This is a genomic window from Frigoribacterium sp. CFBP 13605, assembly GCF_014839405.1.
Lineage (GTDB): Bacteria > Actinomycetota > Actinomycetes > Actinomycetales > Microbacteriaceae > Frigoribacterium.
Map to the genome: position 1 here is coordinate 1 of NZ_JACYNS010000038.1, position 21,896 is coordinate 21,896.

Sequence of the window (21,896 nt, forward strand, 5' to 3'; positions counted from 1 at the left end):
TGCGGGCCGAGGCCGCGCTGCAGTCGACGCGACGGGCATCGGTGGCCCGCACCGCGCCTCCTGCACCCGTCGCGGCTCCCGCCGTCCCCGCCGAGGAGGCGCGGGTCGAGCCGGTCGCGCCCCCTCGCCCCCCGAGTCGCTTCGCCCGCATGGGCATCATCGACGACCTGCCGCAGTCGGACTTCTCGCTCGACGAGGCCCTGCAGCGTCGCCGCGCCGTCTGACCTGCGGAGCGTCCGGCCCGGGTTCATCCGGGTGTCGACGAGGTGCTATCGTGGCAGAGCAGTTTCTGGGGCTATGGCGCAGTTGGTAGCGCGTCTCGTTCGCAATGAGAAGGTCAGGGGTTCGAATCCCCTTAGCTCCACCACATCAGGCCCGGGTCGATCACGACCCGGGCCTTCCTCATGCCGGCGCCGCCGTGGTCGGCCCGAGCGACCTGATGGATCCGCTGTGAGCGGGTGCGGCGGGCCGAGGGCGGTCGTAGCATCCGGGCATGTCACTCGCAGTCAGCATCGTGCAGCACGACGAACACGACCACCCGGTCTGGTACCTGCAGTACTCGTACGCCCGCGCCCTGCCCGGCGCGCCGGCCCGGGGGCCGTACCACTCCCGATCCGAGGCCGAGGAGGCGCTGCGCCACCTGCGCGACGCCGCCCACATGTACGGCGAGTTCGAGATCTCGGTGCTGCCGGCCTGACCACCCCGATTCGGCGCATGACCGCCGAGAGGTTGCGGAGGGTGAATCAATTACGACAGATCGGTAACGAAAACCGGTCGCGCAGCCTGTTCGACCCTCGGGGACGTCGAGATCACGACATGCTTGCCTGATGAGCACTCCGCAGCCGCCCTTCGGCTCGTCCGACGAGCCCCGTGACCCTCGCGACGAGAACGGACGCGGCGACCAGACGCCTCCGCCGTCGGCACCCCAGCCCCCGCAGCCGGCCTACGGCACGATGCCCCCGCCGAGTGCTCCCCAGCCCGCCTACGGAGCCCCGCAGCAGCCCTACGGCGGGCAGCCGCAGGGCGACCGCTCGCAGCAGCCCTACGGCGGACAGCCGCAGCAGCCGTACGGCGGCCAGCAGCAGCCCTACGGTGGCGCCCCGACCGGCGCTCCCGCCTACGGTCAGGCCCCGCAGTCGCCGCAGGGCGGCAACGGCCTGGGCATCGCCTCGATCGTCGTCGGCGGCGTCGGACTGCTGCTGTCGTTCGTCGGGTTCGGCGTGATCCCCGCGATCGTCGGCCTCGTGCTCGGCATCATCGCGCTCGTGAAGAAGAAGGGTGCGCGCATGCTCGCCCTGATCGGCACGATCGTGTCGGGGCTGGGCGTCCTGATCGGCATCGCCGTCGTGATCTTCGGTGTCATCGTCGGGCTCGCCTCCGTCCAGGCCATCAACGAGTCCCTGCCCACGAGCGGCTCGATCGACTCGGGTGACACCGGGACGGCCGACGGCGACGCCTCGGCCGAGAACAACGCCTTCGGCGACACCTTCACCTATGACGACGGCATCGCCCTGACCGTCTCGGCCCCCGAGGCGTACACGCCCGGCGAGTACTCGAGCGGCGCCGACCAGGCGGCCTCCGTGGTCTTCACCGTGACGATCGAGAACGGCACCGACGCCAACTTCGACCCGATGCCCTACGAGACGGCCACCTCGGGCGGCGTCGAGGCCAGCAAGGTCTACGACTCCGACATCGAGAGCTCGCCCACGACGGTCGTCCCGGCCGGCCAGTCCATCTCGTACCGCATCGTGTTCTCGGTGGCCGACGCCGACCAGATCGTCTTCCAGATGTCCCCGTCGTTCGACTACGACGACGTGGTGTTCACCAGCTGAGCCGTTCCGCGTCCACCGGCCCCGTGTCGGGCGGAGCCCCCGTCGTCCGCGGCGGGGGCTCCGTGGCGTCCGGGGCGACCGGTGTCGCGCCTCCTGCACCATGATGGTCGGGTGCCTCCGACGACCCCGACCGATGCCCCGACGCCCCACCTCTCGACCGATCCCGAGCTGCTCGCGCGGCTGAGGGCCGACCTGGCGTCGTCCGGGTTCACGGTCGAGCGGCTGCAGGGTGCCGACGCGTGGGGCTCGCACGCCGGGGCCGCACTCTTCCGCGGCGAGCGGGTCGCGGCCCGTCGTGCCCTCGCCCGCAGCGCGGCTCGCGACGAGTCCGTGCGTCCGGCCGCCACCCTCGCGTCGCTCTTCGTGCTCGGCTACCCGCAGGCCGTCGAGGCGGTGGCCGGTGCCCTGCCGACCCTGGGCGCCGAGGGCGCGGTCGCCCTCGGGCTCGTCGCGAGGGAGGGCGACTCGGTCCGTGCGCTCGTCGACCTCCGTCCGTACGCCTTCGTCGACGCCTCGGGCGAGGCGAGCTGGTGGATCGCCTCCGACCTCGGCGAGCTCGTCGTCGAGGGGGCGCTGCGCGAGGACCACGTGCTCGGCGTCGGGGGAGCCTCGGCGACGCTCGCCGGCCTGATGATCTCGCGCCAGGTCGACCGGGCGCTCGACCTCGGCACCGGCTGCGGCATCCAGGCGCTGCACGCGGCCCGGCACGCGCGACACGTCGTGGCCACCGACATCTCGCAGCGCGCCCTCGACTACGCGGCGTTCAACGCCGCGCTCAACCTGGTCGACGGCATCGAGCTGAGGCTGGGCAGCCTGTTCGAGCCCGTCGCCGGCGAGACCTTCGACCACATCGTCTCGAATCCGCCTTTCGTCATCACGCCCCGGGCCGAGGGCGTGCCCGAGTACGAGTACCGCGACGGCGGCATGGTCGGCGACGACCTGGTCGCCTCGGTCGTCGAGGGCCTCGGGCGCCACCTCGCGCCGGGCGGCATCGCGCAGCTGCTGGGCAACTGGGAGTCCGGAGGCGCGGGTGCGGTCGCCGGCAAGAAGGGCGCGTACTCGGTCGCCGACTGGGCGGCCCGGGGTGGCGTGCCCGTCGACGTCTGGGTCGTCGAGCGCGAGGTGCAGGACCCGACCGCGTACTCCGAGACCTGGATCCGCGACGGCGGCACCCGACCCGGTTCCGCGGACTTCGAGCGCCTGTACGAGGCGTGGCTCGGCGACTTCGAGGCCCGGGGGGTCGTCGAGGTCGGGTTCGGCTACCTGACGGTGCGACGGCCCGCAGGCGACGCGAGCCTGCCCGTGGTGCGCACGGAGCGCCTCCTCGGCGGTCTCGGCCAGAACGACGTGGGACTCGGTGCCCACCTGCTCGGCACGCTCGACGCGATCGACCTGCTGCGCGACCTCGACGACGAGCAGCTGGCCGCGCGTCGGCTGGTCGTCGCGGGCGACGTCACCGAGGAGCGCCACTACTGGCCGGGCAACGACGACCCCACGGTCATCTCGTTGCGGCAGGGCGGCGGCTTCGCCCGCACGGTCGACTCGGGCACGGCCCTGTCGGCCCTGGTCGGTGCCTGCGACGGCGAGCTCAGCGTCGGGGCGATCGTCGGTGCCCTGGCCCAGCTGCTCGGGGCCGACGAGGCCGCTCTGCGGGCGGAAGTGCTGCCCCAGGTCCGCGAACTGGTGACGACGGGCATGCTGCGGGCCTGAGCCGGACGGGCGTGTCCCGTCCCGGGCTCGGAAGACGTGCCGGGCGCCGGCCGGACGGGGTCAGGCGGGGGTCGTCACCGTCGCCAGCGCGAGGCGCCAGACGAGCTCGACGTGCTCGGCCATGTCGGTGGCGGGGTCGAGCATCCACTGGATCTGCATGCCGTCGCTGACCGCGAGCAGGACGGTCGCGAGGCGGGTGGGGTCGACGCTCGCCGGCACCTCGCCCCGTCGCTGTCGGGCGGTGATCGCCTCGGCGACCTGGGCGCGGATCGACGCGTAGCGCTCGACGAAGTACGCGTGGGCGGCATGGCTCGGGTCGCTCGTCGCGGCCGTCGACATGCTCGCGAACAGCTGGACCAGCCCGGGCACGTCGGCGTTGTGCCGGATGACGGTGATCAACTGCTCGACGATGTCCGCCTGCGGGTCGGCGAGGGCGAGGTCGACCTCGTCGCGTCGACGCAGGATGGCCGTGAACAGCTCGTCCTTGCTGTCGAAGTAGTGCAGCAGCCCGGCCTGGCTGAGGCCGACCGAGTCGGCGAGTTCCCGGACCGACGTGCCGCGGAAGCCGTTGCGGGAGACCACCTCGAGCGCCGTGTCGAGGATCTCCGTGCGCTTGGCCACACCCTTCGCGTACGAACCCCGTTGTGCCATGCGGTCAGGCTAGCGCGACCGTCGGCGGTCGGGCCCGAAACCCACCGTCACTCGGTTTTCGCTGGTAGCGTCACGTCATGACCCTCCATCACGACGGCGACGCGGCCGACGACCAGTTCCGAGACGACCAGGCCCGGGACGACCAGGCCCGGGACGACCAGGCCCGACTGACCGAGTTGCTCGGGCGACTCTCGCTCGACGAGAAGGTGCAGCTGCTCACCGGCCGCGACTTCTGGACGACCCACCCGAACGAGAAGATCGGCCTGCGGCGCATCCTGGTCAGCGACGGCCCCAGCGGGGTGCGCGGCGAGGTGTGGGACGAACGCTCGCCGTCCCTGAACCTGCCCAGCGCCTCCTCGTTGTCGTCGTCCTGGGACCCCGACCTGGCCCGTCGTTACGGTGCCGCGGGCGCCGTCGAGGCCCGCCGCAAGGGCGTCGACGTCGTGCTCGGCCCGACCATCAACCTGCACCGGTCGCCCCTCGGCGGTCGGCACTTCGAGGCGTTCAGCGAGGACCCGGTGCTCACCGCCGAGCTCGCCGCCGCGTACGTCCACGGCGTGCAGGACAACGGCGTCGGCGCGACCCCCAAGCACTACGTCGCCAACGACTACGAGACGGACCGCTTCACCGCGAGCACCGTGGTGAGCGACCGGGCCCTGCGCGAGCTCTACCTGCTGGCGTTCGAGAAGGCCGTCACCGAGGCCCACGCCTGGCTGGTCATGTCGTCGTACAACTCGATCAACGGCGTGACCGCGACCGAGAACGAACTGCTCGAGACGCCGCTGAACAGCGAGTGGGGCTTCGACGGCGTCGTGGTCAGCGACTGGACCGGCGTGCGGAGCGTCGAGAGCGCGAAGCACTCGCAAGACCTCGTGATGCCCGGCCCGGACGGTCCCTGGGGCGACGCGCTCGTCGCCGCCGTGCGGGCGGGAGAGGTGCCGGAGGCCTCGATCGACCGCAAGGTGCTGCGCCTGTTGCAGCTCGCCGCCCGCGTCGGAGCCCTCGCCGGCTTCGAGCCGGTCGCCGCGACGCCGACCACGGTCGAGGACGGGATCGCCTTCGTCCGCGAGGCCGCGGCCGCCGGCACCGTCCTGGCCCACGACCGGGGAGGCGCGGTGCCGGTCGACCCCGCGACCGTCCGGTCCGTCGCCGTCGTCGGCCACAACGCGCGGTTCGCGCGGACCCAGGGCGGCGGCAGCGCCACCGTGCTGCCCGAGAAGGTCGTCACGCCCGTCGAGGGCATCGAGCAGGCCTTCCCCGACGCGACCGTGACCTACTCGGTCGGCGCCGTCGTGCAAGAGGGCGTGGCCGAGCTGCCCCTCGACCGCATCACCAATCCCGAGACGGGCGAACCCGGCGTCCGTGTGTCGTTCCGCTCGGGCGACGACGAGCTGTTCTCGGAGGACCGTCGGGCCACCGCGCTCGTCTGGTTCGGTGGCGACGCCCCCATCGAGCGCAGCGACACGGTGCGTTTCTCGACCCGCTACACGCCGGAGGTCACGGGCGAGATCCTGCTCGGCGTGGCCTCGGTCGGCCACTCGGTCATCCGCGTCGACGGCGAGGTCGTGCTCGACGGCACGAGCGAGGCCGTCGGCGACGACCTCGGCGCGGCGTTCCTCGCACCGCCGTCGCAGTCGGCGGCCGTGGCGGTCGTCGAGGGGCGACCGATCGACGTCGTCATCGACCACACCATCGGGGCGAGCGCACTCGGCGGAGCCCTGAGCTACACCTTCGGCATCGAGCCCGACGACGCCGACCCGTCCGGGCTGATCGACGAGGCCGTCGCGGCCGCGGCGGCCGCCGACCTGACGATCGTCGTGGTGGGCACGAACAGCAAGGTCGAGTCCGAGGGCTTCGACCGCACCTCGCTCGACCTGCCCGGCCGCCAGGACGAGCTCGTCTCGCGCGTGGCGGCGGCCGCCGCGACGACCGTCGTGGTCGTCAACGCGGGGTCGCCGGTCACGATGCCGTGGCGTGACGAGGTCGACGCCCTGTTCCTCACCTGGTTCGGAGGTCAGGAGTACGGCCACGCGCTCGGCGACGTCCTCACCGGTGCCGTCGAGCCCGGCGGCCGCCTGCCCACGACGTGGCCCGCCACGCAGGCGGACGTGCCCGTGATCGACGTCACCCCCGTCGACGGCGAGGTCGTCTACGACGAGGGCATCCACGTCGGCTACCGCGCCTGGCTTAAGGCGGGCACGACCCCGGCCTACCCGTTCGGGCACGGCCTCGGCTACACGACCTGGTCGCTCTCGGGCCTCGACGTGACCTCGACGGTGAGCGCAGGAGGCGCGGTGCAGGTGGCCGTCGACGTCACCAACACCGGCGCCCGCGAGGGCAAGCACGTGGTCCAGGTCTACGCCTCGCGCCCCGACTCCGTGGTCGACCGTCCGGTGCGGTGGCTCGTCGGGTTCGCGCCCGTCGTGGTGCCGGTCGGGGGGACGAGCCGTGTCGAGGTGACCGTCCCGGCCCGGGCGTTCGCCGACTGGCGCGACGGGTCCTGGGCCCACGAGCCGGGCGCCTTCACGGTGCACGTCGGGTCGTCCGTCGCCGAGCTGCCGCTCGAGGCGACGGTCGTGCTCGAGGGGTGAGGCGCGCCGCGTGACGCGACCCGCGCCTCCTGGTCCGTCGGATCAGGAGGCGCGGGTCGTCGGTGCGCGGAGCGGGCGTCAGCCGCGGTGGTTGCCCGTGCGCTCGCCCCACTCGCGCCACGAGTACTCGGGCACGAAGCCGAGCAGGTCGCGGGCCTTGTCGCTGCTGAGCAGCGGCTCGACGCCCTCGATCGCCCGACGCTTCTCGACCTGCGGCCAGTACTGCTCGGCGAGCACGGCCGTCGGCGTGTTCATCACGGTGTCGGACGCCGCGATGATGAACGCCTCGAAGCCGACGAGGTCGCTCTCGAGCGCCTTGCGCACGGCCTGGGCGCCGTCGCGGGCGTCGATGTACGAGAACAGGTTGAAGGTGCGCTTCTCGGGGGTCTCGTCGAAGGGGTACTCCGAGTAGTCGCCGTCGTCCATCACGTTCGAGAAGCGCAGGCCGATCAGCTTGAGCTGACGGTCCCAGCGCGTGAAGTGCCGCGCCATCTCCTCCTCGACGGCCTTGCCCAGCGAGTACGACGACTCGGGGCGCACGGCGTACTCCTCGTCGAGCGGCAGGTACGGCGGATCGATGTCGAACGGGATGCCGAGCAGGGTCTCGCTCGAGGCCCAGACGACGTTGCGGATCTTCGCGGCACGGGCGGCCGCGAACACGTTGTAGCTCGACGTCACGTTGTTCGTGAAGAGGGCGGCGTTCGGCACCAGGCCGGGGGCCGGGATGGCGCCGAGGTGCACGACGGCGTCGATGTGGTCGTACCGGTCGTCCACGCTCGTGAGCGCCTGGGCGACCTGGCCGTAGTCGGTCAGGTCGACCTTGACGAAGACGACGCCCTCGACGGGGTCGGGGCTGGGGACGCGGTCGAGCAGGACGACCTCGTAGCCGTGTTCGGCGAGGTCGCGGACGACGGCGCGGCCGAGCTTGCCGCTGCCGCCGGTGACGGCGACTCGGGTGGTGGGGGTGCGGGGAGACGACATCGTCGGCCCTTTCTGCCGGACGCCCGGCGGGTCTGGGGGTGCGCGGATCGGGCTCCGCGCCTCCGTCGTTTCTACTAGCCGGCGGGCGTCCGTGGTCGGGCGCGGCTGGTCGGGTCGACTCCGCCCTGACGCCCGGGAGGCGCGGCGAGGGTCCGCATCCGCTGGGAGCCGTGTCGGACGCGCCGGGTAGCTTCGGCCTGACCGGGGTCGACCGTCGGCCCCCGAGAGAGGCCCCCATGAGCACGCCCACGAACCCCGCGAACCACGACGCCGACGAGCGCACCGACCCGGCCGCCGTGCACGGCGACAGCCCCGAGGAGGTCGAGCTGAACGGCGAGTCCCCGGCCGACGAGGCCGCGGTCGAAGGTGCCGTCGAGCAGGTCGACGGGCTCCTCGGTGGCCCGGGACGCGTCGCCTGAGCCGTCGGGCCGGTCGGAGCGTCAGCCGATCGGCTGCAGCGAGTGGAAGGCGGTGCCGTGGTAGACGAGCGGCGCCGCCGTGTCGTCGACCCGGGCGCCGAGCACCTGCAGGATGACCACAAGGTGGTCGCCGGCGGGCACCTCGCGGTGCACCACGCACTCGAGCCGCAGCGGGGTGCCCGACACCAAGACGGCCCCGTCGTCGGTGACGACGTGGTCGACGCCGGCGAACCGGGCGGCCCGCGTGCGCGACGAGAGCTGACGACAGAGCAGGCCCTGGTCGGCGGCGAGCACCGAGACGCCGAGGCGCGGCGCCGTGCGCAGGCGGGCCCAGGTCGCCGAGTCCTGACGCGCGGAGAACGTCACCATCGGCGGGTCGAACGAGGCCCCGACCGTGAAGCTCGAGACGACCATGCCGTCCGGGCCGTCGACCCCGGTGGCGGCGAGCGCGGCGACCCCGCTCGGGAAGGCGGCGAACGCCGAGCGTTCGACCGGGTCGAGCGACGTGGTGCGGGTCATCGGGGCTCCCGTCGAGAGATGTGAACCAGTTGGTTCATCGCGACGTTAGCCGTCCGGTGTTTCATCCGGATTACGAGGTGTTCCAATCACCTGGAAGTCACCCACCACCTCGGGCATCGTCCGAGGTACGGTGTAGTGCGCTCACCGGCTGGTTACCGGGGCGCCCGTTCCCGTCAAGCGGCCGACGAACGCAGCGTGGTCTCCTGATCCGACTTCGTGAGGTCCTCGGCCGTGGGTCCGGTGGGCACGCCCTGGTCCGAGCTCCGCTCGTCGACCGGGGCGTGCCCTCTTCTCGTCCCGGCGGTCGTCGCGGACCGGGCGTCCTCGGGGTCGCGAGTCGCGCCTCCTCGTGCTTTACTTGAGGCCCCCTCACCTCGTGGAGGTTCAGGGCACGAGGCGGGGGACCGGCCGCGGGAGCGTCGTCGCGCTCCCGCGGCCGGACGACCCGTCCGTGGTCGTCGCCGTCGGACCGGTGGATGGTGCAGGGTTGACTCATCATGTCGCCCGCTCCCGTCGCCCCCCTCGCCGCCCTGCTCCCCTCGACGCCGGGCGCCGACTCGTACGACGCCGACGCGGCGTACACGGCCTTCGCCGAGTGGGCCGAGTCGCGGGGGCTGCCCCTCTACCCGGCCCAGGACGAAGCGATGATGGAGCTCGTCGGAGGCGCGTCGGTGATCCTCAGCACGCCGACCGGCACGGGCAAGTCGCTCGTCGCGGCCGGCGCCCACTTCGTCGCCCTGAGCCAGGGCGGGCGGTCGTACTACACGGCACCGATCAAGGCCCTGGTCAGCGAGAAGTTCTTCGCGTTGGTCGAGCTCTTCGGGCCCGAGAACGTCGGCATGGTGACCGGCGACTCGTCGGTGAACTCCGACGCGCCGATCATCTGCTGCACGGCTGAGATCCTCGCGAACCTGGCCCTGCGGCACGGGGCCGACGCCGCCGTCGACCAGGTCGTGATGGACGAGTTCCACTTCTACGGCGACCAGTCGCGCGGCTGGGCCTGGCAGGTGCCGCTGTTGCTGCTTCCGCGTGCGCAGTTCCTGCTGATGTCGGCGACGCTGGGGGACGTCACCCGCATCACCGACGACCTCGCGCGGCGCACCGGTCGGCCCGTGGCGCGGGTCACGGGCGTCGAGCGTCCCGTGCCGCTGCACTACTTCTACGCGCAGACGCCCGTGCAGGAGACGGTCGAAGAACTGCTCTCGACCGGCGAGGCGCCCGTCTACGTCGTGCACTTCTCCCAGGCCGCGGCGCTCGAGCGGGCGCAGGCGCTGTCGAGCATCAAGGTCGCCAGCCGCGAGCAGCGCGACGAGATCGCCGAACTGATCGGCGGCTTCCGGTTCAGCACCGGGTTCGGCAAGACCCTCAACCGCCTGGTGCGGTCGGGCATCGGCGTGCACCACGCGGGCATGCTGCCCAAGTACCGTCGCCTCGTCGAGCAACTGGCGCAACGCGGCCTGCTGCGGGTCATCTGCGGCACGGACACGCTCGGCGTCGGCATCAACGTGCCGATCCGCACGGTGTTGCTGACGGCGCTGACCAAGTTCGACGGCACCCGCATGCGCCAGGTCAGCGCGCGAGAGTTCCACCAGATCGCCGGGCGGGCCGGTCGCGCGGGCTACGACACCTCGGGCACGGTCACGCTGCAGGCGCCCGAGCACGAGATCGACAACCTCAAGCAGATCGAGCGGGCGGGCGACGACCCGAAGAAGAAGCGCAAGATCGTCCGCAAGAAGGCGCCCGACGGCTTCGTGTCCTGGGGCGAACCCAGCTTCACCAAGCTCATCGCCGCCGAGCCGGAGGCCCTGACCTCGCACATGCAGGTCACCCACGCCATGCTGCTCAACGTCATCGGGCGCGGCGGCGACGTCTTCGCCAACGTGCGCTCGCTGGTCTTCGACAACCACGAGCCCCTCGCCAAGCAGTACGCCATGGCCCGGCAGGCCATCTCGATCTACCGCACGCTGCGCACCGCCGAGGTCGTCGTACAAGAGGCCTCGCCCGACGGAGGCGCCCCGACCATCCGCCTGACCGTCGACCTGCAGGCCAACTTCGCCCTGAACCAGCCGTTGTCGCCCTTCGCCCTGGCGACCTTCGAGGTGCTCGACGCCGAGTCGCCCACCTACGCCCTCGACATGGTGTCCGTGGTCGAGGCCACCCTCGACGACCCCCGGCCGATCCTGTCACAGCAGCAGTTCAAGGCCCGCGGCGAGGCCGTGGCCGCGATGAAGTCCGAGGGCATCGAGTACGACCAGCGCATGGAACTCCTCGAGGAGGTCACCTGGCCCAAGCCGCTCGACGAGTTGCTGACCGCCCTGTTCGAGACGTACGCGGCGTCGCAGCCCTGGATCGGCGACTTCGCGCTCAGCCCCAAGTCGGTCGTGCGGGACCTGTACGAGCGGGCCATGACCTTCGGCGACTTCGTGGCCTTCTACGGGTTGGCCCGTTCCGAGGGGCTCGTGCTGCGCTACCTGTCCGACGCCTTCCGCGCGTTGCGGCAGACGGTGCCGGACGAGGCGAAGACCGACGAGCTGGTCGACGTCATCGAGTGGCTCGGCGAACTCGTCCGGCAGGTCGACTCCAGCCTGCTCGACGAGTGGGAAGAGATGGTGAACCCGAGCGAGCTCGAGGCCCACGACGAGATCGTGCCCCCGACGCTCCGCAACCTCACCGCCAACGCGCGGGCCTTCCGGATCATGGTGCGCAACGAGCTGTTCCGTCGCGTCGAACTCGCCGCACGCGACGACGCCGACGCCCTCGGGGCCCTCGACGCGGGCTCGGGCTGGGACGCCGACCGCTGGGGCGAGGCCCTCGACCGGTACTACGACGAGTACGACTCCATCGGCACGGACGCCGCGGCCCGGGGGCCGCAGATGCTCCAGGTCGAGCAACTGCCCACGGTGTGGCGGGTGCGGCAGATCCTCGCCGACCCCGAGGGCGACCACGACTTCGGCATCTCGGCCGTGGTCGACCTCGCCTCGAGCGACGAGCGAGGCGAGGCCGTCGTGACCGTCACGGCCGTCGGGCCGGCCTCCGAGCGGAGCAGACCGTCACCCGTCGAGGGGTAATCTCGTAGGGTCGCGCCCCACCCCGGCAGCCGACCAGCTCCACCCGCGTTCCACCACGAAGAGGTCGCCATGTCTCGTCTGTCCGGCAAAGTCGCCATCGTCACCGGGGCAGCCTCGGGCATCGGCGAGGCGATCGTCCGCCGGTTCGCCGACGAGGGGGCCCGGGTCGTCGCGACCGACATCGTCGACGGGGCGGCCGTGGCCGCCGAGACGGGGGCCGAGTTCGTGCAGCACGACGTCGCCAACGGCGGCGACTGGAAGCGCGTCATGGACCGCATCGCCGAGCACTACGGCCGACTTGACGTACTGGTCAACAACGCCGGCATCGTCTCGGGTCAGTCGATCGACGTCACCCAGCTCGAGAGCTGGAACCGCGTCTTCGCGGTCAACGTCACCGGCGTCATGCTCGGCACGCGCTTCGCCATCGAGCAGATGCGCGCGAACCCCGACGGCGAGGGCGGGTCGATCATCAACCTGGCTCCGGCGACGTCCTTCCTCGGCTTCGGTGACGACGCGGCCTACACGGCGAGCAAGCACGCGCTGGTCGGGCTCACCCGGTCGAGTGCCGCTCACGCCGCCCAAGAGGGCTGGAACATCCGCATCAACTCGCTGCACCCCGGCCCGACCGACACCGCCCTGTTCCGCCGTCAGGTCGAGGCCCAGCCGCAGGTGCTCGACGCGTTCCGCGCGATGAGCCCTCGGGGTCGACTCGCCAAGCCCGACGAGGTCGCCGGGCTCGCCCTGCACCTCGCGAGCGACGACTCGGCCTTCTCGACCGGCGCCCAGTTCGTCGTCGACGGCGGGCTGTCGAGCACGCACCCCTCGATGTAGCCGCGCTGCGTGGTGCGGTGCGGTGCGGTGCGGTCCGGTGTGGCGCGGTGCACGGTGCGGCACCGCGATTCGTCCACGGCACCGCGTCTAGATCAGGTGCGGTGCACGATTCGCGGTGCGGTGCGGGCGGGGCGCGTCAGAAGAGCGTCGCCGGAGGCGCGGGCGGGGTCGCCGGCGCCGCGATCGGGTCGGTCGTGGCGACCGGTGCCCCCGGCCAGCCGGGCCCGGACGGCACGTCGGTGCGGTTCTGGAACGCCGTGGCCGCGCCCCGGGCCCGCACGTCGGCCGCCTCGTTCATCTCGTGGCCGACGTGGCCGCGGACCCACTCGAAGCGCACCTTCCGCCCGGCCAGGGCGGCGTCGAGCTCCTTGAGGATCTCGACGTTGAGCACGGGCTTGCCGTCGGCCTTCCGCCATCCCTTGCGCTTCCAGCCGGGCATCCACTCGGTGCAGGCCTTGATCGTGTACTGGCTGTCGCACAGGATGTGCAGGTCGTCGTCGGTTCCGGCCGTGGCGCGCAGCAGCTCGAGCACGGCGGTGAGCTCGCCCTGGTTGTTGGTGGCACGCGGCCAGCCGCCGGCCGCCCACCGCTCGTCGTCGACGTACCAGGCCCATCCGGCGGGGCCGGGGTTGCCGAGGGCCGATCCGTCTGCTGCGGCGGTGATGGTCATGCGGGGTGCTCCTTGCGTCGACGGGTTGCCGGTCCACGGTAACGTGCCGGGCGCGACCGACCGGACCCGCGCCTCCTGCGGGGGTGTCGGCGATCGCCCGGTAGGGTGGCGCCCGCCCGTGTCAGCCGTTGTGGTCGGGGTGCGACCCGGTGCGCTCGCCCGTCTCGATGCCCGCGACGGCGGCGAGGTCGCCGGCGTCGAGCTCGAAGCCGAAGACGTCGAGGTTGGCGCGGATGCGCGACGGCGTGACCGACTTCGGGATCACGACGAGCCCCTGCTGCAGGTGCCAGCGGATCGTCACCTGGGCCGGGGTGACCCCGTGCTTCGCGCCGATGCGCACCAGGGCGGCGTTGTCCAGGATGCGCCCTCGCGCCAGCGGTGACCACGCCTCGGTGACGATGCCGTGGGCGGCGTCGAAGTCGCGCAGCTCGCGTTGCTGCAACCACGGGTGCGCCTCGACCTGGTTGATGGCCGGCACGACGTCGGTCTCGGCCATCAGGCGCTCGAGGTGCGCGATCTGGAAGTTGCTCACGCCGATCGAGAGCGCGCGGCCCTCGGCCCGGATCGTCTCGAGCGCGCGGTAGGTCTCGACGTACTTGTCCTGCCGCGGAGCCGGCCAGTGGATGAGGTAGAGGTCGACGTGGTCGGTGCCGAGCTTCGTCAGGCTCTCGTCGAACGAGCGGAGCGTCTCGTCGTAGCCGTGCGCGGTGTTCCAGACCTTGGTCGTGAGGAACACCTCGTCGCGCGGCACGCCCGAGGCCCGCAGGGCCCGGCCCACGCCCCGCTCGTTGGCGTAGAACTCGGCCGTGTCGAGGTGGCGGTACCCCTCGGCGAGGGCGGTCTCGACGACCCGCTCGGCCTCGTCGTCGGCGACCTTGTAGACGCCGAGGCCGAGCTGGGGGATCGTGCGGCCGTCGTTGAGGGTGATCTGGGGCACGTCGATGGAGGGCATGCCCCAACTCTGCCAGCGACCGACCGACGCGTGTCGCACGCACCGGGCGACCGTCCGGTGAACGGTGCGCGCCGGGCCCGACGCCCGATGGACGAGGAGGCGCGGGTCAGCTCGTCTGGACCGGCACCGGTTCGGTGTCGGGCAGGGGGCTGGCGTCACGGCCGCGGAGGTCGGGCAGCGCCTTGTGGAACGCGGCCCCGACGATCATGCCGACGAAGGCGAAGCAGGCGGCGACGATGAGCCCGCCCTGGCCGCCGACGTGGTCGATCGCGAAGCCGGCGATGGCCGAACCCAGGGCCGAGCCGATCAGCTGGCCGGTGCCGGCCCAGCCGTAGGCCTCGGCCGTGTCGCTGAACTTCACGCTCGACGAGACGATCGCGAACATCACGGCCAGGGCGGGTGCGATGCCGACGCCCGCGATCAGCAGCGTGATGCTGATCGGCCAGAGGCCCGTCGCGAAGATCGCGAGGGTCATGCCCACGAACACGATGGCGATGCGGCGGGCGAGCGCCCACGGGCCGACCGGGACGTGCCCGAGGGCGAGACCGCCGACCAGCGACCCCGCGGCGAAGATCGCCAGGGCGATGCCCGAGTCGGCGCTCCCCTCGCCGAAGAGCGCGACGACGCCGGCCTCGACCGCGGCGCAGGCGCCGATGAGCAGGAACCCGGCGACGGTCGCGAGCAGCACGGTCGGCCGGGCCAGCACCTTGCCGAAGGCCCGCTTGCTGCGGGGGATGCGGACGCGTCCGACCTCGGGCGAGGCGATGAACCAGATGCCGCCGCCGACCAGGAACGCGGCCGCGAGCCAGATCGCCTCTCGCGTGCCGACCTGCGTGCCGACGAAGGTCGTGATGACCGGACCGGCGACCCAGATGATCTCTTGCGCGGACGCGTCGAGGGAGAAGAGGGGGGTGAGCTGGTTCGAGGTGACCATCTTCGGATAGATGGTGCGGACGGCCGGCTGGACGGGAGGCACGCTGAGGCCCGTCACGAAGCCGAGCGCCATGAACACCGGCACCGAGAAGTCGTACAGGGTGAAGGTGACCATCGTGATGAGGCAGACCACCAGGGTCAGGGTGAGCACGGGGCGCATCGCCCAGCGGCCCATCCACCGGCTGGTGAGCGGCCCCGAGATCGCCTGACCGATGCTCGTCGCCGCGAGGACGAGACCGGCCGCGGCGTACGAGTGGTGGACGTGCTCGACGTGCAGCAGGAACGCGAGCGACAGCATGCCGAACGGGAAGCGCGCGGTCAGCTGGGCCGCGATGATGCGCGAGACGCCGGGCGTCTTCAGCAGGGTCGAATAGGTGCTCACGAGGGGACAAGTCTACGAGTGGGTCCGCGGTCCGCGACACGCCGTGGTCCCGAACTGGGGACATCCGTCGACGAGTGTCGGTGGTGGGGACGAACATGTGGAGAACGGCGCAGAACCGGGGAGAACCGCCCTCGTTCTGTGCAAAACGTGTGCGGTTCCCTGTGGACAACTCTGCGAGACGAACTACAGGCGTGTAACACCGCATCTAGTTGTGGGGGCAACCCCGGGCCACTAGATGTAGTATCGAGGAGTCGCCACGGGCACCACGACCCGCAGGCTCACGAACCACCGATCCGGCCTCAGGGGCCGGCCAGAACACAGGGGATCCCATGGCCATCACCGTCTACACCAAGCCGTCCTGCGTCCAGTGCACGGCCACCTACCGAGCCCTCGACAACAAGGGCATCGAGTACGACGTGCTCGACGTCACGGCCGACGACGCCGCCCTCGAGAAGGTCCGCGCCCTCGGCTACATGCAGGCCCCCGTGGTCATCGCCGACGACGACCACTGGAGCGGTTTCCGCCCCGACAAGATCGCCGCGCTGGCCGCCAAGGTCGACTAGTCGACCCGGCGCACAGCGCCCCACCAGTCGGATGACCCGGGGCTCGGGCCCACAACACGTCGGAGGCGAGGACTCGTCATGACGAACGAACTCGTCTACTTCTCGAGCGTCTCGGGCAACACCGACCGCTTCGTCAAGAAGCTCGGTCTGCCGGCCCGGCGCATCCCGCTGTTCCCGTCCGAGCTGCCGCTCCACGTCCGTGACCCCTACGTCCTCGTCCTGCCGACCTACGGTGGCGGCGAAGGACGAGGCGCCGTCCCGAAGCAGGTCATCCGGTTCCTCAACGACGAGGGCAACCGGCGCCTCATCCGAGGCGTGATCGCGGCGGGCAACACCAACTTCGGAGAGGGCTACTGCCTGGCCGGTGACATCGTCGCCGCCAAGTGCGACGTTCCCCTTCTCTACCGTTTCGAAGTCTTCGGAACACCAGACGACGTACAAGCCGTACACACAGGATTGGAAGAATTTTGGACGCAGCAGTCGATGACCTCGAAGTGATCGCCGCCCCGGGGCAGGGTCTCAGCTCGGGGATGGACTACCACTCCCTGAACGCGATGCTGAACCTCTACGGTCCGTCCGGCGAGATCCAGTTCGAGAAGGACCGCGAGGCGGCGAAGCAGTACTTCCTGCAGCACGTCAACCAGAACACGGTCTTCTTCCACAACCTGCGTGAGCGTCTCGACTACCTCGTCGAGAACGAGTACTACGAGCTCGCCACCATCGAGCAGTACGACTTCGCCTTCATCGAGAAGCTGAACGACCTCGCCTACTCGAAGAAGTTCCGCTTCCAGACCTTCCTCGGCGCGTTCAAGTACTACACCTCGTACACGCTCAAGACGTTCGACGGCAAGCGCTACCTCGAGCGCTTCGAGGACCGCGTCGTCATGACCGCCCTCGGCCTCGCCCAGGGCGACGAGAAGCTCGCCGTCGACCTCGTCGAAGAGATCATCGCGGGCCGGTTCCAGCCGGCCACGCCGACCTTCCTCAACACGGCGAAGGCCCAGCGCGGCGAGCTCGTCAGCTGCTTCCTGCTGCGCATCGAAGACAACATGGAGTCCATCTCGCGCGGCATCAACTCGTCGCTGCAGCTGTCGAAGCGCGGTGGCGGCGTCGCCCTGTCGCTCTCGAACATCCGCGAGGCCGGCGCCCCGATCAAGCAGATCGAGAACCAGTCGTCGGGCATCATCCCCGTCATGAAGCTGCTCGAAGACAGCTTCAGCTACGCCAACCAGCTCGGTGCCCGCCAGGGTGCCGGTGCGGTGTACCTCAGCGCACACCACCCCGACATCATGCGGTTCCTCGACACCAAGCGTGAGAACGCCGACGAGAAGATCCGCATCAAGACGCTGTCCCTCGGCGTCGTCGTGCCCGACATCACGTTCGAGCTCGCCAAGAACAACGAAGACATGTACCTCTTCTCGCCGTACGACGTCGAGAAGGTCTACGGCGTCCCCTTCGGCGACGTCGCGATCAGCGAGAAGTACCGCGAGATGGTCGCCGACTCGCGCATCAAGAAGACCAAGATCAAGGCGCGCGACTTCTTCCAGACGATTGCCGAGATCCAGTTCGAGTCGGGCTACCCCTACATCGTGTTCGAGGACACGGTCAACAAGGCGAACCCGATCAAGGGTCGCATCAACATGTCGAACCTGTGCTCCGAGATCCTGCAGGTCAACACGCCGACGACCTTCAACGAAGACCTCTCGTACAACGAGATCGGCAAGGACATCAGCTGCAACCTCGGCTCGATGAACATCGCCCTGTCGATGGACGCCCCCGACCTCGGCAAGACCGTCGAGACCGCGATCCGTGGCCTCAGCGCCGTCAGCGACATGAGCCACATCACGTCGGTCCGCTCGATCGAGGTCGGCAACGACCAGTCGCACGCCATCGGCCTCGGCCAGATGAACCTGCACGGCTACCTCGCCCGCGAGCGGGTGCACTACGGCACGCCCGAGGCGATCGACTTCACGAACATCTACTTCTACACGGTGCTGTTCCACGCCCTGCGTGCCTCGAACACCATCGCGATCGAGCGTGGCGTCACCTTCGGCGGCTTCGAGGACTCGACCTACGCGTCGGGCACCTTCTTCGACAAGTACACCGAGACCGAGTGGAAGCCCGAGACCGAGCGGGCGGCGGCACTGTTCGCCGACGCCGGCGTCGCCATCCCCACGCAAGACGACTGGCTCGCGCTCAAGGCCAGCATCATGCAGCACGGCATCTACAACCAGAACCTCCAGGCCGTGCCGCCGACCGGGTCGATCTCGTACATCAACCACTCGACGTCGTCGATCCACCCGATCGCGTCGAAGATCGAGATCCGCAAAGAGGGCAAGCTCGGTCGCGTGTACTACCCGGCGCCGTTCATGACGAACGACAACCTCGAGTACTACACCGACGCCTACGAGATCGGGCCCGAGAAGATCATCGACACCTACGCCGCGGCGACGCAGCACGTCGACCAGGGCCTGTCGCTCACGCTGTTCTTCAAAGACACGGCGAGCACGCGCGACATCAACAAGGCGCAGATCTACGCATGGCGCAAGGGCATCAAGACGATCTACTACATCCGTCTCCGCCAGCTCGCGCTCGAGGGCACCGAGGTCGACGGCTGCGTCAGCTGCATGCTCTAGGCCCTCGCGCCTCGAGTCCTTGCGCCACCCGGCGCGGGCCGGTCTCGACGACCGGCCCGCGCCTCCTGAACTCACACTCCTGCTCCTGAAAGGCACGTCATGACCCTCACCGATCCGGTCCACGCCACCGGCAAGTCGGTCCCGCTGATCTCGTCGGTCAGTGCGATCAACTGGAACCGCATCCACGACGACAAGGACGTCGAGGTCTGGAACCGGCTGGTCAACAACTTCTGGCTGCCCGAGAAGATCCCGCTGTCGAACGACGTCCAGTCGTGGAACACCCTCACGCCCGAAGAGCAGCAGATGACGATGCGGGTCTTCACCGGCCTGACGCTGCTCGACACCATCCAGGGCACCGTCGGCGCGATCAGCCTGATCCCCGACGCGATCACCCCGCACGAAGAAGCCGTCTACACGAACATCGCGTTCATGGAGTCGGTGCACGCCAAGAGCTACTCGTCGATCTTCTCGACCCTCGCGTCGACCCCCGAGATCGACGACGCCTTCCGCTGGTCGACCGAGAACGTCAACCTGCAGAAGAAGGCCCAGATCGTCCTCGACTACTACACGGGCGACGACCCTCTGAAGCGCAAGGTCGCCTCGACGCTGCTCGAGTCGTTCCTGTTCTACAGCGGCTTCTACCTGCCGATGTACTGGTCGTCGCGCGCCAAGCTGACCAACACGGCCGACCTCATCCGCCTCATCATCCGCGACGAGGCCGTGCACGGGTACTACATCGGCTACAAGTTCCAGAAGGGTCTCGAAGGCGCCTCGGACGAGCGCAAGCAAGAGATCAAGGACTACACGTTCAACCTTCTCTTCGAGCTCTACGAGAACGAGATCCAGTACACGCAAGACCTCTACGACGGCGTCGGCCTCAGCGAAGACGTCAAGAAGTTCCTGCACTACAACGCCAACAAGGCGCTGATGAACCTCGGCTACGAGCCGATGTTCCCCAAAGAGACGACCGACGTGAACCCGGCGATCCTGTCCGCTCTCTCGCCGAACGCCGACGAGAACCACGACTTCTTCTCGGGGTCGGGTTCGTCGTACGTCATCGGCAAGGCCGTCAACACCGAAGACGAGGACTGGGACTTCTGACCCACCCCCGCACCACGCAGCAGGCGTCGCCCATCCCGGGCGGCGCCTGTTCTGCGTCCGGTCCGACCTCGCTCGGCCTCAGTCGGCGAGCAGCGCCGCACGGATCGCGGCGATGCCGATCCGCACCTCGGCGAACGAGGTGCTGAGCGGCGACAGTCCGATGCGCAGGGCGTCGGGGTTGCGGAAGTCCGGCACGACACCGGCCTCCCAGAGCCGCGCCACGATCGACCGGAACGAGTCGTGCGTGATCGTGACGTGGCTGCCGCGGCGGTCCGGTTCGCGAGGCGTCGCGACGGTCACCCCGAGCGGCACGAGCCAGGCGTCGACGAGGTTGAAGGCGTAGTCGGTCAGGGCGAGCGACTTCGATCGGATGGCATCGATGCCGGCCTCGTCGATCAGGTCGAGCATGTCGTGCATCGCGAGCATGCCCATCACCGGGGGAGTGCCGCTGATGAACCGCCGGATGCCGGTCGCCGGCTGGTACCCGTCGGCCATGGCGAACACGTCGGCGGCGCCCATCCACCCCTGGATCGGCTGGTCGAGCTCGGGCAGCAGCGAGGCGCGGGCGTAGACGAACGCGGGAGCTCCCGGCCCACCGTTCAGGTACTTGTAGGTGCAGCCGACGGCGAGGTCGACGCCCCACTCGTCGAGCTGCATCGGCACGACGCCGACGCTGTGGCAGAGGTCGGCCAGCACGAGACCGCCCGCCTCGTGCACGAGCGTCGTGATCGCGGGCAGGTCGACCAGCCAGCCCGACCGGTACGACACGTGGTTCACCAGCAGCAGTGCGGTGTCGGGCCCCACGACGTCGCGCACCTGCGACACGGTCACGCCGGTCGCCTTGTCGACGGCGATCCAGCGGATCGTGGCCCCGTGCTCGCGGGCGATGCCCTCGACGACGAAGCGGTCGGTCGGGAACTGGTCGTCGTCGATGACGATCTCGTGGCGGTCGGGCCGAGCCCGCAGGCCCGCACGGATCGCCTTGTAGAGCAGCACGGTCGTCGAGTCCGCCACGACCGTCTGGCCCGGGGCGGCACCGAGGCAGGCCGCCGCGATGCGGTCGCCGAGCTCGGTCGGCAGGGCCATCCAGCGTTCGTCCCACGAGCGGATCAACCGCGTGCCCCACGCGCCCTCGACGAACTCGGACAGTCGCGACAGCGTGGCGGTCACGGGCCGCCCGAGCGAGTTGCCGTCGAGGTACGACACCACGTCGACGGCCGGCACGAACCGGTCGACGAACGACGCCAGCGGATCGGCGGCGTCGAGCGGGCCGGCGGGGTGCGCCGAGGCCTGCTCGTCGGGGTCGGTGGCGTCGACGGGGTAGGCGAGCGGATCGGTCATCGGGTCTTCTCCTCGAGGGCGACGGCGAGCAGTTCGTCGGCGGTCAGTGCGGTCGCGCGGGCGAGCCAGGCGGCCCGTTCGTCGGAGGACGCGGAGGCGCGGGGCGCGTCGGCGATCCAGGTCACGCGGGTGAACGGCAGGCGCGCACCGCCGGTGGGCCCGGCGACGTCGGGGGCGAGGGCGTCGAGCAGGCCGGCCAGCCCGAAGCCGGCCCGACCCATCGCGCGCAGCTCGCGTTCGTTCACCCCGAGCGGAAGGTCGCCGTTCCCGAGGTCGGTGCCGTAGAGCACCCGGCCCCCGGCGGCACGGAACCGCGACAGGTTGTCGACGGCCGTCTCGTGCGCGACCCCACCGAGACCGTAGCCATGGATGTCGAGCGTGCTCACCCACGTCGTGGACGCGGCCAGCCGGGCGATCAGGTCGTCGTCGAGCCGTTCGCTGAAGGGCGTGTGGGCGAGCCGGTCGACCCCGGCGTCGGCCGCGCGTGCCGCCTGGCCGACGCCCTGGACGTGGGCGACCACGGGCAGGTCGAGCCCGTGTGCGGCGTCGACGACGGCGGCCAGCATCGCGTCGTCGAGGACGGGGCCGACGTCGGAGTTCAGGGCGACCTTGACGATCGAGGCGCCGAGGGCGTGCTGCTGCTCGACGAGCCGGGCCGCGCGGCGCAACCGGGTCGAGGCGCGGAGGCCGCCCACCGCGAGGGAGGCGCGGGGCGG

At 70.5% G+C, this 21,896-nt stretch carries 18 protein-coding genes, 1 tRNA gene and 2 pseudogenes; 13 read left to right on the top strand and 8 right to left on the bottom strand.

Annotated features, from left to right (window positions below; all coding sequences use genetic code 11):
* The 5 genes and pseudogenes from IFT36_RS09175 to IFT36_RS09195 form a co-directional block, all read left to right on the top strand.
* Nucleotides 1-224 (top strand): annotated as a pseudogene (locus tag IFT36_RS09175) (hypothetical protein); the annotation flags it as partial.
* 67 nt (nucleotides 225-291) lie between these two features.
* A tRNA-Ala gene (locus tag IFT36_RS09180) sits at nucleotides 292-367 on the top strand.
* 126 nt (nucleotides 368-493) lie between these two features.
* Nucleotides 494-697: a hypothetical protein gene (locus IFT36_RS09185; RefSeq protein ID WP_056048981.1), complete on the top strand. Its 204-nt coding sequence runs from the start codon at nucleotides 494-496 to the stop codon at nucleotides 695-697.
* Nucleotides 698-827: 130 nt separating this feature from the next.
* Complete coding sequence (locus IFT36_RS09190) at nucleotides 828-1,832, top strand: DUF4190 domain-containing protein (protein ID WP_200412950.1); 1,005 nt, start codon at nucleotides 828-830, stop codon at nucleotides 1,830-1,832.
* A 111-nt stretch (nucleotides 1,833-1,943) separates the two neighbouring features.
* Nucleotides 1,944-3,542 (top strand): DUF7059 domain-containing protein, encoded by a 1,599-nt coding sequence (locus IFT36_RS09195; protein ID WP_200412951.1) that lies wholly within the window; start codon nucleotides 1,944-1,946, stop codon nucleotides 3,540-3,542.
* A gap of 60 nt (nucleotides 3,543-3,602) precedes the next feature.
* Here the strand turns inward: IFT36_RS09195 and IFT36_RS09200 are convergent, their stop codons facing one another.
* Nucleotides 3,603-4,193: a TetR/AcrR family transcriptional regulator gene (locus IFT36_RS09200; RefSeq protein ID WP_200412952.1), complete on the bottom strand. Its 591-nt coding sequence runs from the start codon at nucleotides 4,191-4,193 to the stop codon at nucleotides 3,603-3,605.
* A gap of 77 nt (nucleotides 4,194-4,270) precedes the next feature.
* Between IFT36_RS09200 and IFT36_RS09205 the strand changes: the two genes are divergently transcribed.
* Complete coding sequence (locus IFT36_RS09205; protein WP_200412953.1) at nucleotides 4,271-6,784, top strand: beta-glucosidase family protein; 2,514 nt, start codon at nucleotides 4,271-4,273, stop codon at nucleotides 6,782-6,784.
* Between the two features lie 78 nt (nucleotides 6,785-6,862).
* Here the strand turns inward: IFT36_RS09205 and IFT36_RS09210 are convergent, their stop codons facing one another.
* Complete coding sequence (locus IFT36_RS09210) at nucleotides 6,863-7,765, bottom strand: NAD-dependent epimerase/dehydratase family protein (protein ID WP_200412954.1); 903 nt, start codon at nucleotides 7,763-7,765, stop codon at nucleotides 6,863-6,865.
* A 236-nt stretch (nucleotides 7,766-8,001) separates the two neighbouring features.
* Between IFT36_RS09210 and IFT36_RS09215 the strand changes: the two genes are divergently transcribed.
* Nucleotides 8,002-8,184 carry a hypothetical protein gene (locus tag IFT36_RS09215; RefSeq protein ID WP_192122808.1) on the top strand — a complete coding sequence of 61 codons (183 nt, stop codon included), beginning with the start codon at nucleotides 8,002-8,004 and terminating at the stop codon, nucleotides 8,182-8,184.
* Between the two features lie 21 nt (nucleotides 8,185-8,205).
* Here the strand turns inward: IFT36_RS09215 and IFT36_RS09220 are convergent, their stop codons facing one another.
* The gene (locus tag IFT36_RS09220; RefSeq protein ID WP_200412955.1) at nucleotides 8,206-8,703 is read right to left on the bottom strand and encodes a flavin reductase family protein; all 498 of its coding nucleotides are present in this window, start codon (nucleotides 8,701-8,703) and stop codon (nucleotides 8,206-8,208) included.
* A 497-nt stretch (nucleotides 8,704-9,200) separates the two neighbouring features.
* Here IFT36_RS09220 and IFT36_RS09225 point away from each other — a divergent pair, with 497 nt between their 5' ends.
* Nucleotides 9,201-11,771, top strand: coding sequence for a DEAD/DEAH box helicase (locus tag IFT36_RS09225; RefSeq protein ID WP_200412956.1), 2,571 nt, complete (start codon nucleotides 9,201-9,203; stop codon nucleotides 11,769-11,771).
* Nucleotides 11,772-11,840: 69 nt separating this feature from the next.
* Nucleotides 11,841-12,602, top strand: a complete 762-nt coding sequence (locus tag IFT36_RS09230) for an SDR family NAD(P)-dependent oxidoreductase (RefSeq protein ID WP_043596555.1) — start codon at nucleotides 11,841-11,843, stop codon at nucleotides 12,600-12,602.
* A gap of 136 nt (nucleotides 12,603-12,738) precedes the next feature.
* Here IFT36_RS09230 and IFT36_RS09235 read toward each other — a convergent pair whose 3' ends face one another.
* From IFT36_RS09235 to IFT36_RS09245, 3 genes are all read right to left on the bottom strand, one after another.
* Nucleotides 12,739-13,272, bottom strand: coding sequence for a ribonuclease H family protein (locus IFT36_RS09235; RefSeq protein WP_056048966.1), 534 nt, complete (start codon nucleotides 13,270-13,272; stop codon nucleotides 12,739-12,741).
* Between the two features lie 121 nt (nucleotides 13,273-13,393).
* The gene (locus IFT36_RS09240) at nucleotides 13,394-14,224 is read right to left on the bottom strand and encodes an aldo/keto reductase (protein WP_200412957.1); all 831 of its coding nucleotides are present in this window, start codon (nucleotides 14,222-14,224) and stop codon (nucleotides 13,394-13,396) included.
* 106 nt (nucleotides 14,225-14,330) lie between these two features.
* On the bottom strand, nucleotides 14,331-15,539 hold the full coding sequence (locus IFT36_RS09245) for an MFS transporter (RefSeq protein WP_056048960.1): 1,209 nt from the start codon (nucleotides 15,537-15,539) through the stop codon (nucleotides 14,331-14,333).
* A 329-nt stretch (nucleotides 15,540-15,868) separates the two neighbouring features.
* Between IFT36_RS09245 and nrdH the strand changes: the two genes are divergently transcribed.
* From nrdH to nrdF, 4 genes are all read left to right on the top strand, one after another.
* A complete protein-coding gene (gene nrdH / locus IFT36_RS09250; protein ID WP_043596549.1) occupies nucleotides 15,869-16,102 on the top strand; it encodes a glutaredoxin-like protein NrdH in 234 nt (77 codons plus the stop codon).
* A 78-nt stretch (nucleotides 16,103-16,180) separates the two neighbouring features.
* Nucleotides 16,181-16,600, top strand: coding sequence for a class Ib ribonucleoside-diphosphate reductase assembly flavoprotein NrdI (gene nrdI / locus IFT36_RS09255; RefSeq protein ID WP_200412958.1), 420 nt, complete (start codon nucleotides 16,181-16,183; stop codon nucleotides 16,598-16,600).
* Between the two features lie 32 nt (nucleotides 16,601-16,632).
* Nucleotides 16,633-18,738 (top strand): class 1b ribonucleoside-diphosphate reductase subunit alpha, encoded by a 2,106-nt coding sequence (nrdE, locus tag IFT36_RS09260; RefSeq protein WP_123571747.1) that lies wholly within the window; start codon nucleotides 16,633-16,635, stop codon nucleotides 18,736-18,738.
* Nucleotides 18,739-18,837: 99 nt separating this feature from the next.
* Nucleotides 18,838-19,839: a class 1b ribonucleoside-diphosphate reductase subunit beta gene (gene nrdF, locus IFT36_RS09265; RefSeq protein ID WP_056048952.1), complete on the top strand. Its 1,002-nt coding sequence runs from the start codon at nucleotides 18,838-18,840 to the stop codon at nucleotides 19,837-19,839.
* A 78-nt stretch (nucleotides 19,840-19,917) separates the two neighbouring features.
* On the opposite strand, the gene IFT36_RS09270 is transcribed toward nrdF, so the two are convergent.
* Both IFT36_RS09270 and IFT36_RS09275 read right to left on the bottom strand, forming a co-directional pair.
* Nucleotides 19,918-21,180: a kynureninase gene (locus IFT36_RS09270; RefSeq protein WP_200412959.1), complete on the bottom strand. Its 1,263-nt coding sequence runs from the start codon at nucleotides 21,178-21,180 to the stop codon at nucleotides 19,918-19,920.
* Nucleotides 21,177-21,896 (bottom strand): annotated as a pseudogene (locus IFT36_RS09275) (hypothetical protein); the annotation flags it as partial. The pseudogene IFT36_RS09275 and the gene IFT36_RS09270, both read right to left, overlap by 4 nt.

Bases quoted from the DNA above. Each gene is read 5' to 3' on its own strand.
- IFT36_RS09185 (WP_056048981.1), top strand. From the start codon at position 494: ATGTCACTCGCAGTCAGCATCGTGCAGCACGACGAACACGACCACCCG.
- IFT36_RS09190 (WP_200412950.1), top strand. From the start codon at position 828: ATGAGCACTCCGCAGCCGCCCTTCGGCTCGTCCGACGAGCCCCGTGAC.
- IFT36_RS09200 (WP_200412952.1), bottom strand. From the start codon at position 4,193: ATGGCACAACGGGGTTCGTACGCGAAGGGTGTGGCCAAGCGCACGGAG.
- IFT36_RS09205 (WP_200412953.1), top strand. From the start codon at position 4,271: ATGACCCTCCATCACGACGGCGACGCGGCCGACGACCAGTTCCGAGAC.
- IFT36_RS09210 (WP_200412954.1), bottom strand. From the start codon at position 7,765: ATGTCGTCTCCCCGCACCCCCACCACCCGAGTCGCCGTCACCGGCGGC.
- IFT36_RS09215 (WP_192122808.1), top strand. From the start codon at position 8,002: ATGAGCACGCCCACGAACCCCGCGAACCACGACGCCGACGAGCGCACC.
- IFT36_RS09220 (WP_200412955.1), bottom strand. From the start codon at position 8,703: ATGACCCGCACCACGTCGCTCGACCCGGTCGAACGCTCGGCGTTCGCC.
- IFT36_RS09225 (WP_200412956.1), top strand. From the start codon at position 9,201: ATGTCGCCCGCTCCCGTCGCCCCCCTCGCCGCCCTGCTCCCCTCGACG.
- IFT36_RS09230 (WP_043596555.1), top strand. From the start codon at position 11,841: ATGTCTCGTCTGTCCGGCAAAGTCGCCATCGTCACCGGGGCAGCCTCG.
- IFT36_RS09235 (WP_056048966.1), bottom strand. From the start codon at position 13,272: ATGACCATCACCGCCGCAGCAGACGGATCGGCCCTCGGCAACCCCGGC.
- IFT36_RS09240 (WP_200412957.1), bottom strand. From the start codon at position 14,224: ATGCCCTCCATCGACGTGCCCCAGATCACCCTCAACGACGGCCGCACG.
- nrdH (WP_043596549.1), top strand. From the start codon at position 15,869: ATGGCCATCACCGTCTACACCAAGCCGTCCTGCGTCCAGTGCACGGCC.
- nrdI (WP_200412958.1), top strand. From the start codon at position 16,181: ATGACGAACGAACTCGTCTACTTCTCGAGCGTCTCGGGCAACACCGAC.
- nrdE (WP_123571747.1), top strand. From the start codon at position 16,633: ATGGACTACCACTCCCTGAACGCGATGCTGAACCTCTACGGTCCGTCC.
- nrdF (WP_056048952.1), top strand. From the start codon at position 18,838: ATGACCCTCACCGATCCGGTCCACGCCACCGGCAAGTCGGTCCCGCTG.
- IFT36_RS09270 (WP_200412959.1), bottom strand. From the start codon at position 21,180: ATGACCGATCCGCTCGCCTACCCCGTCGACGCCACCGACCCCGACGAG.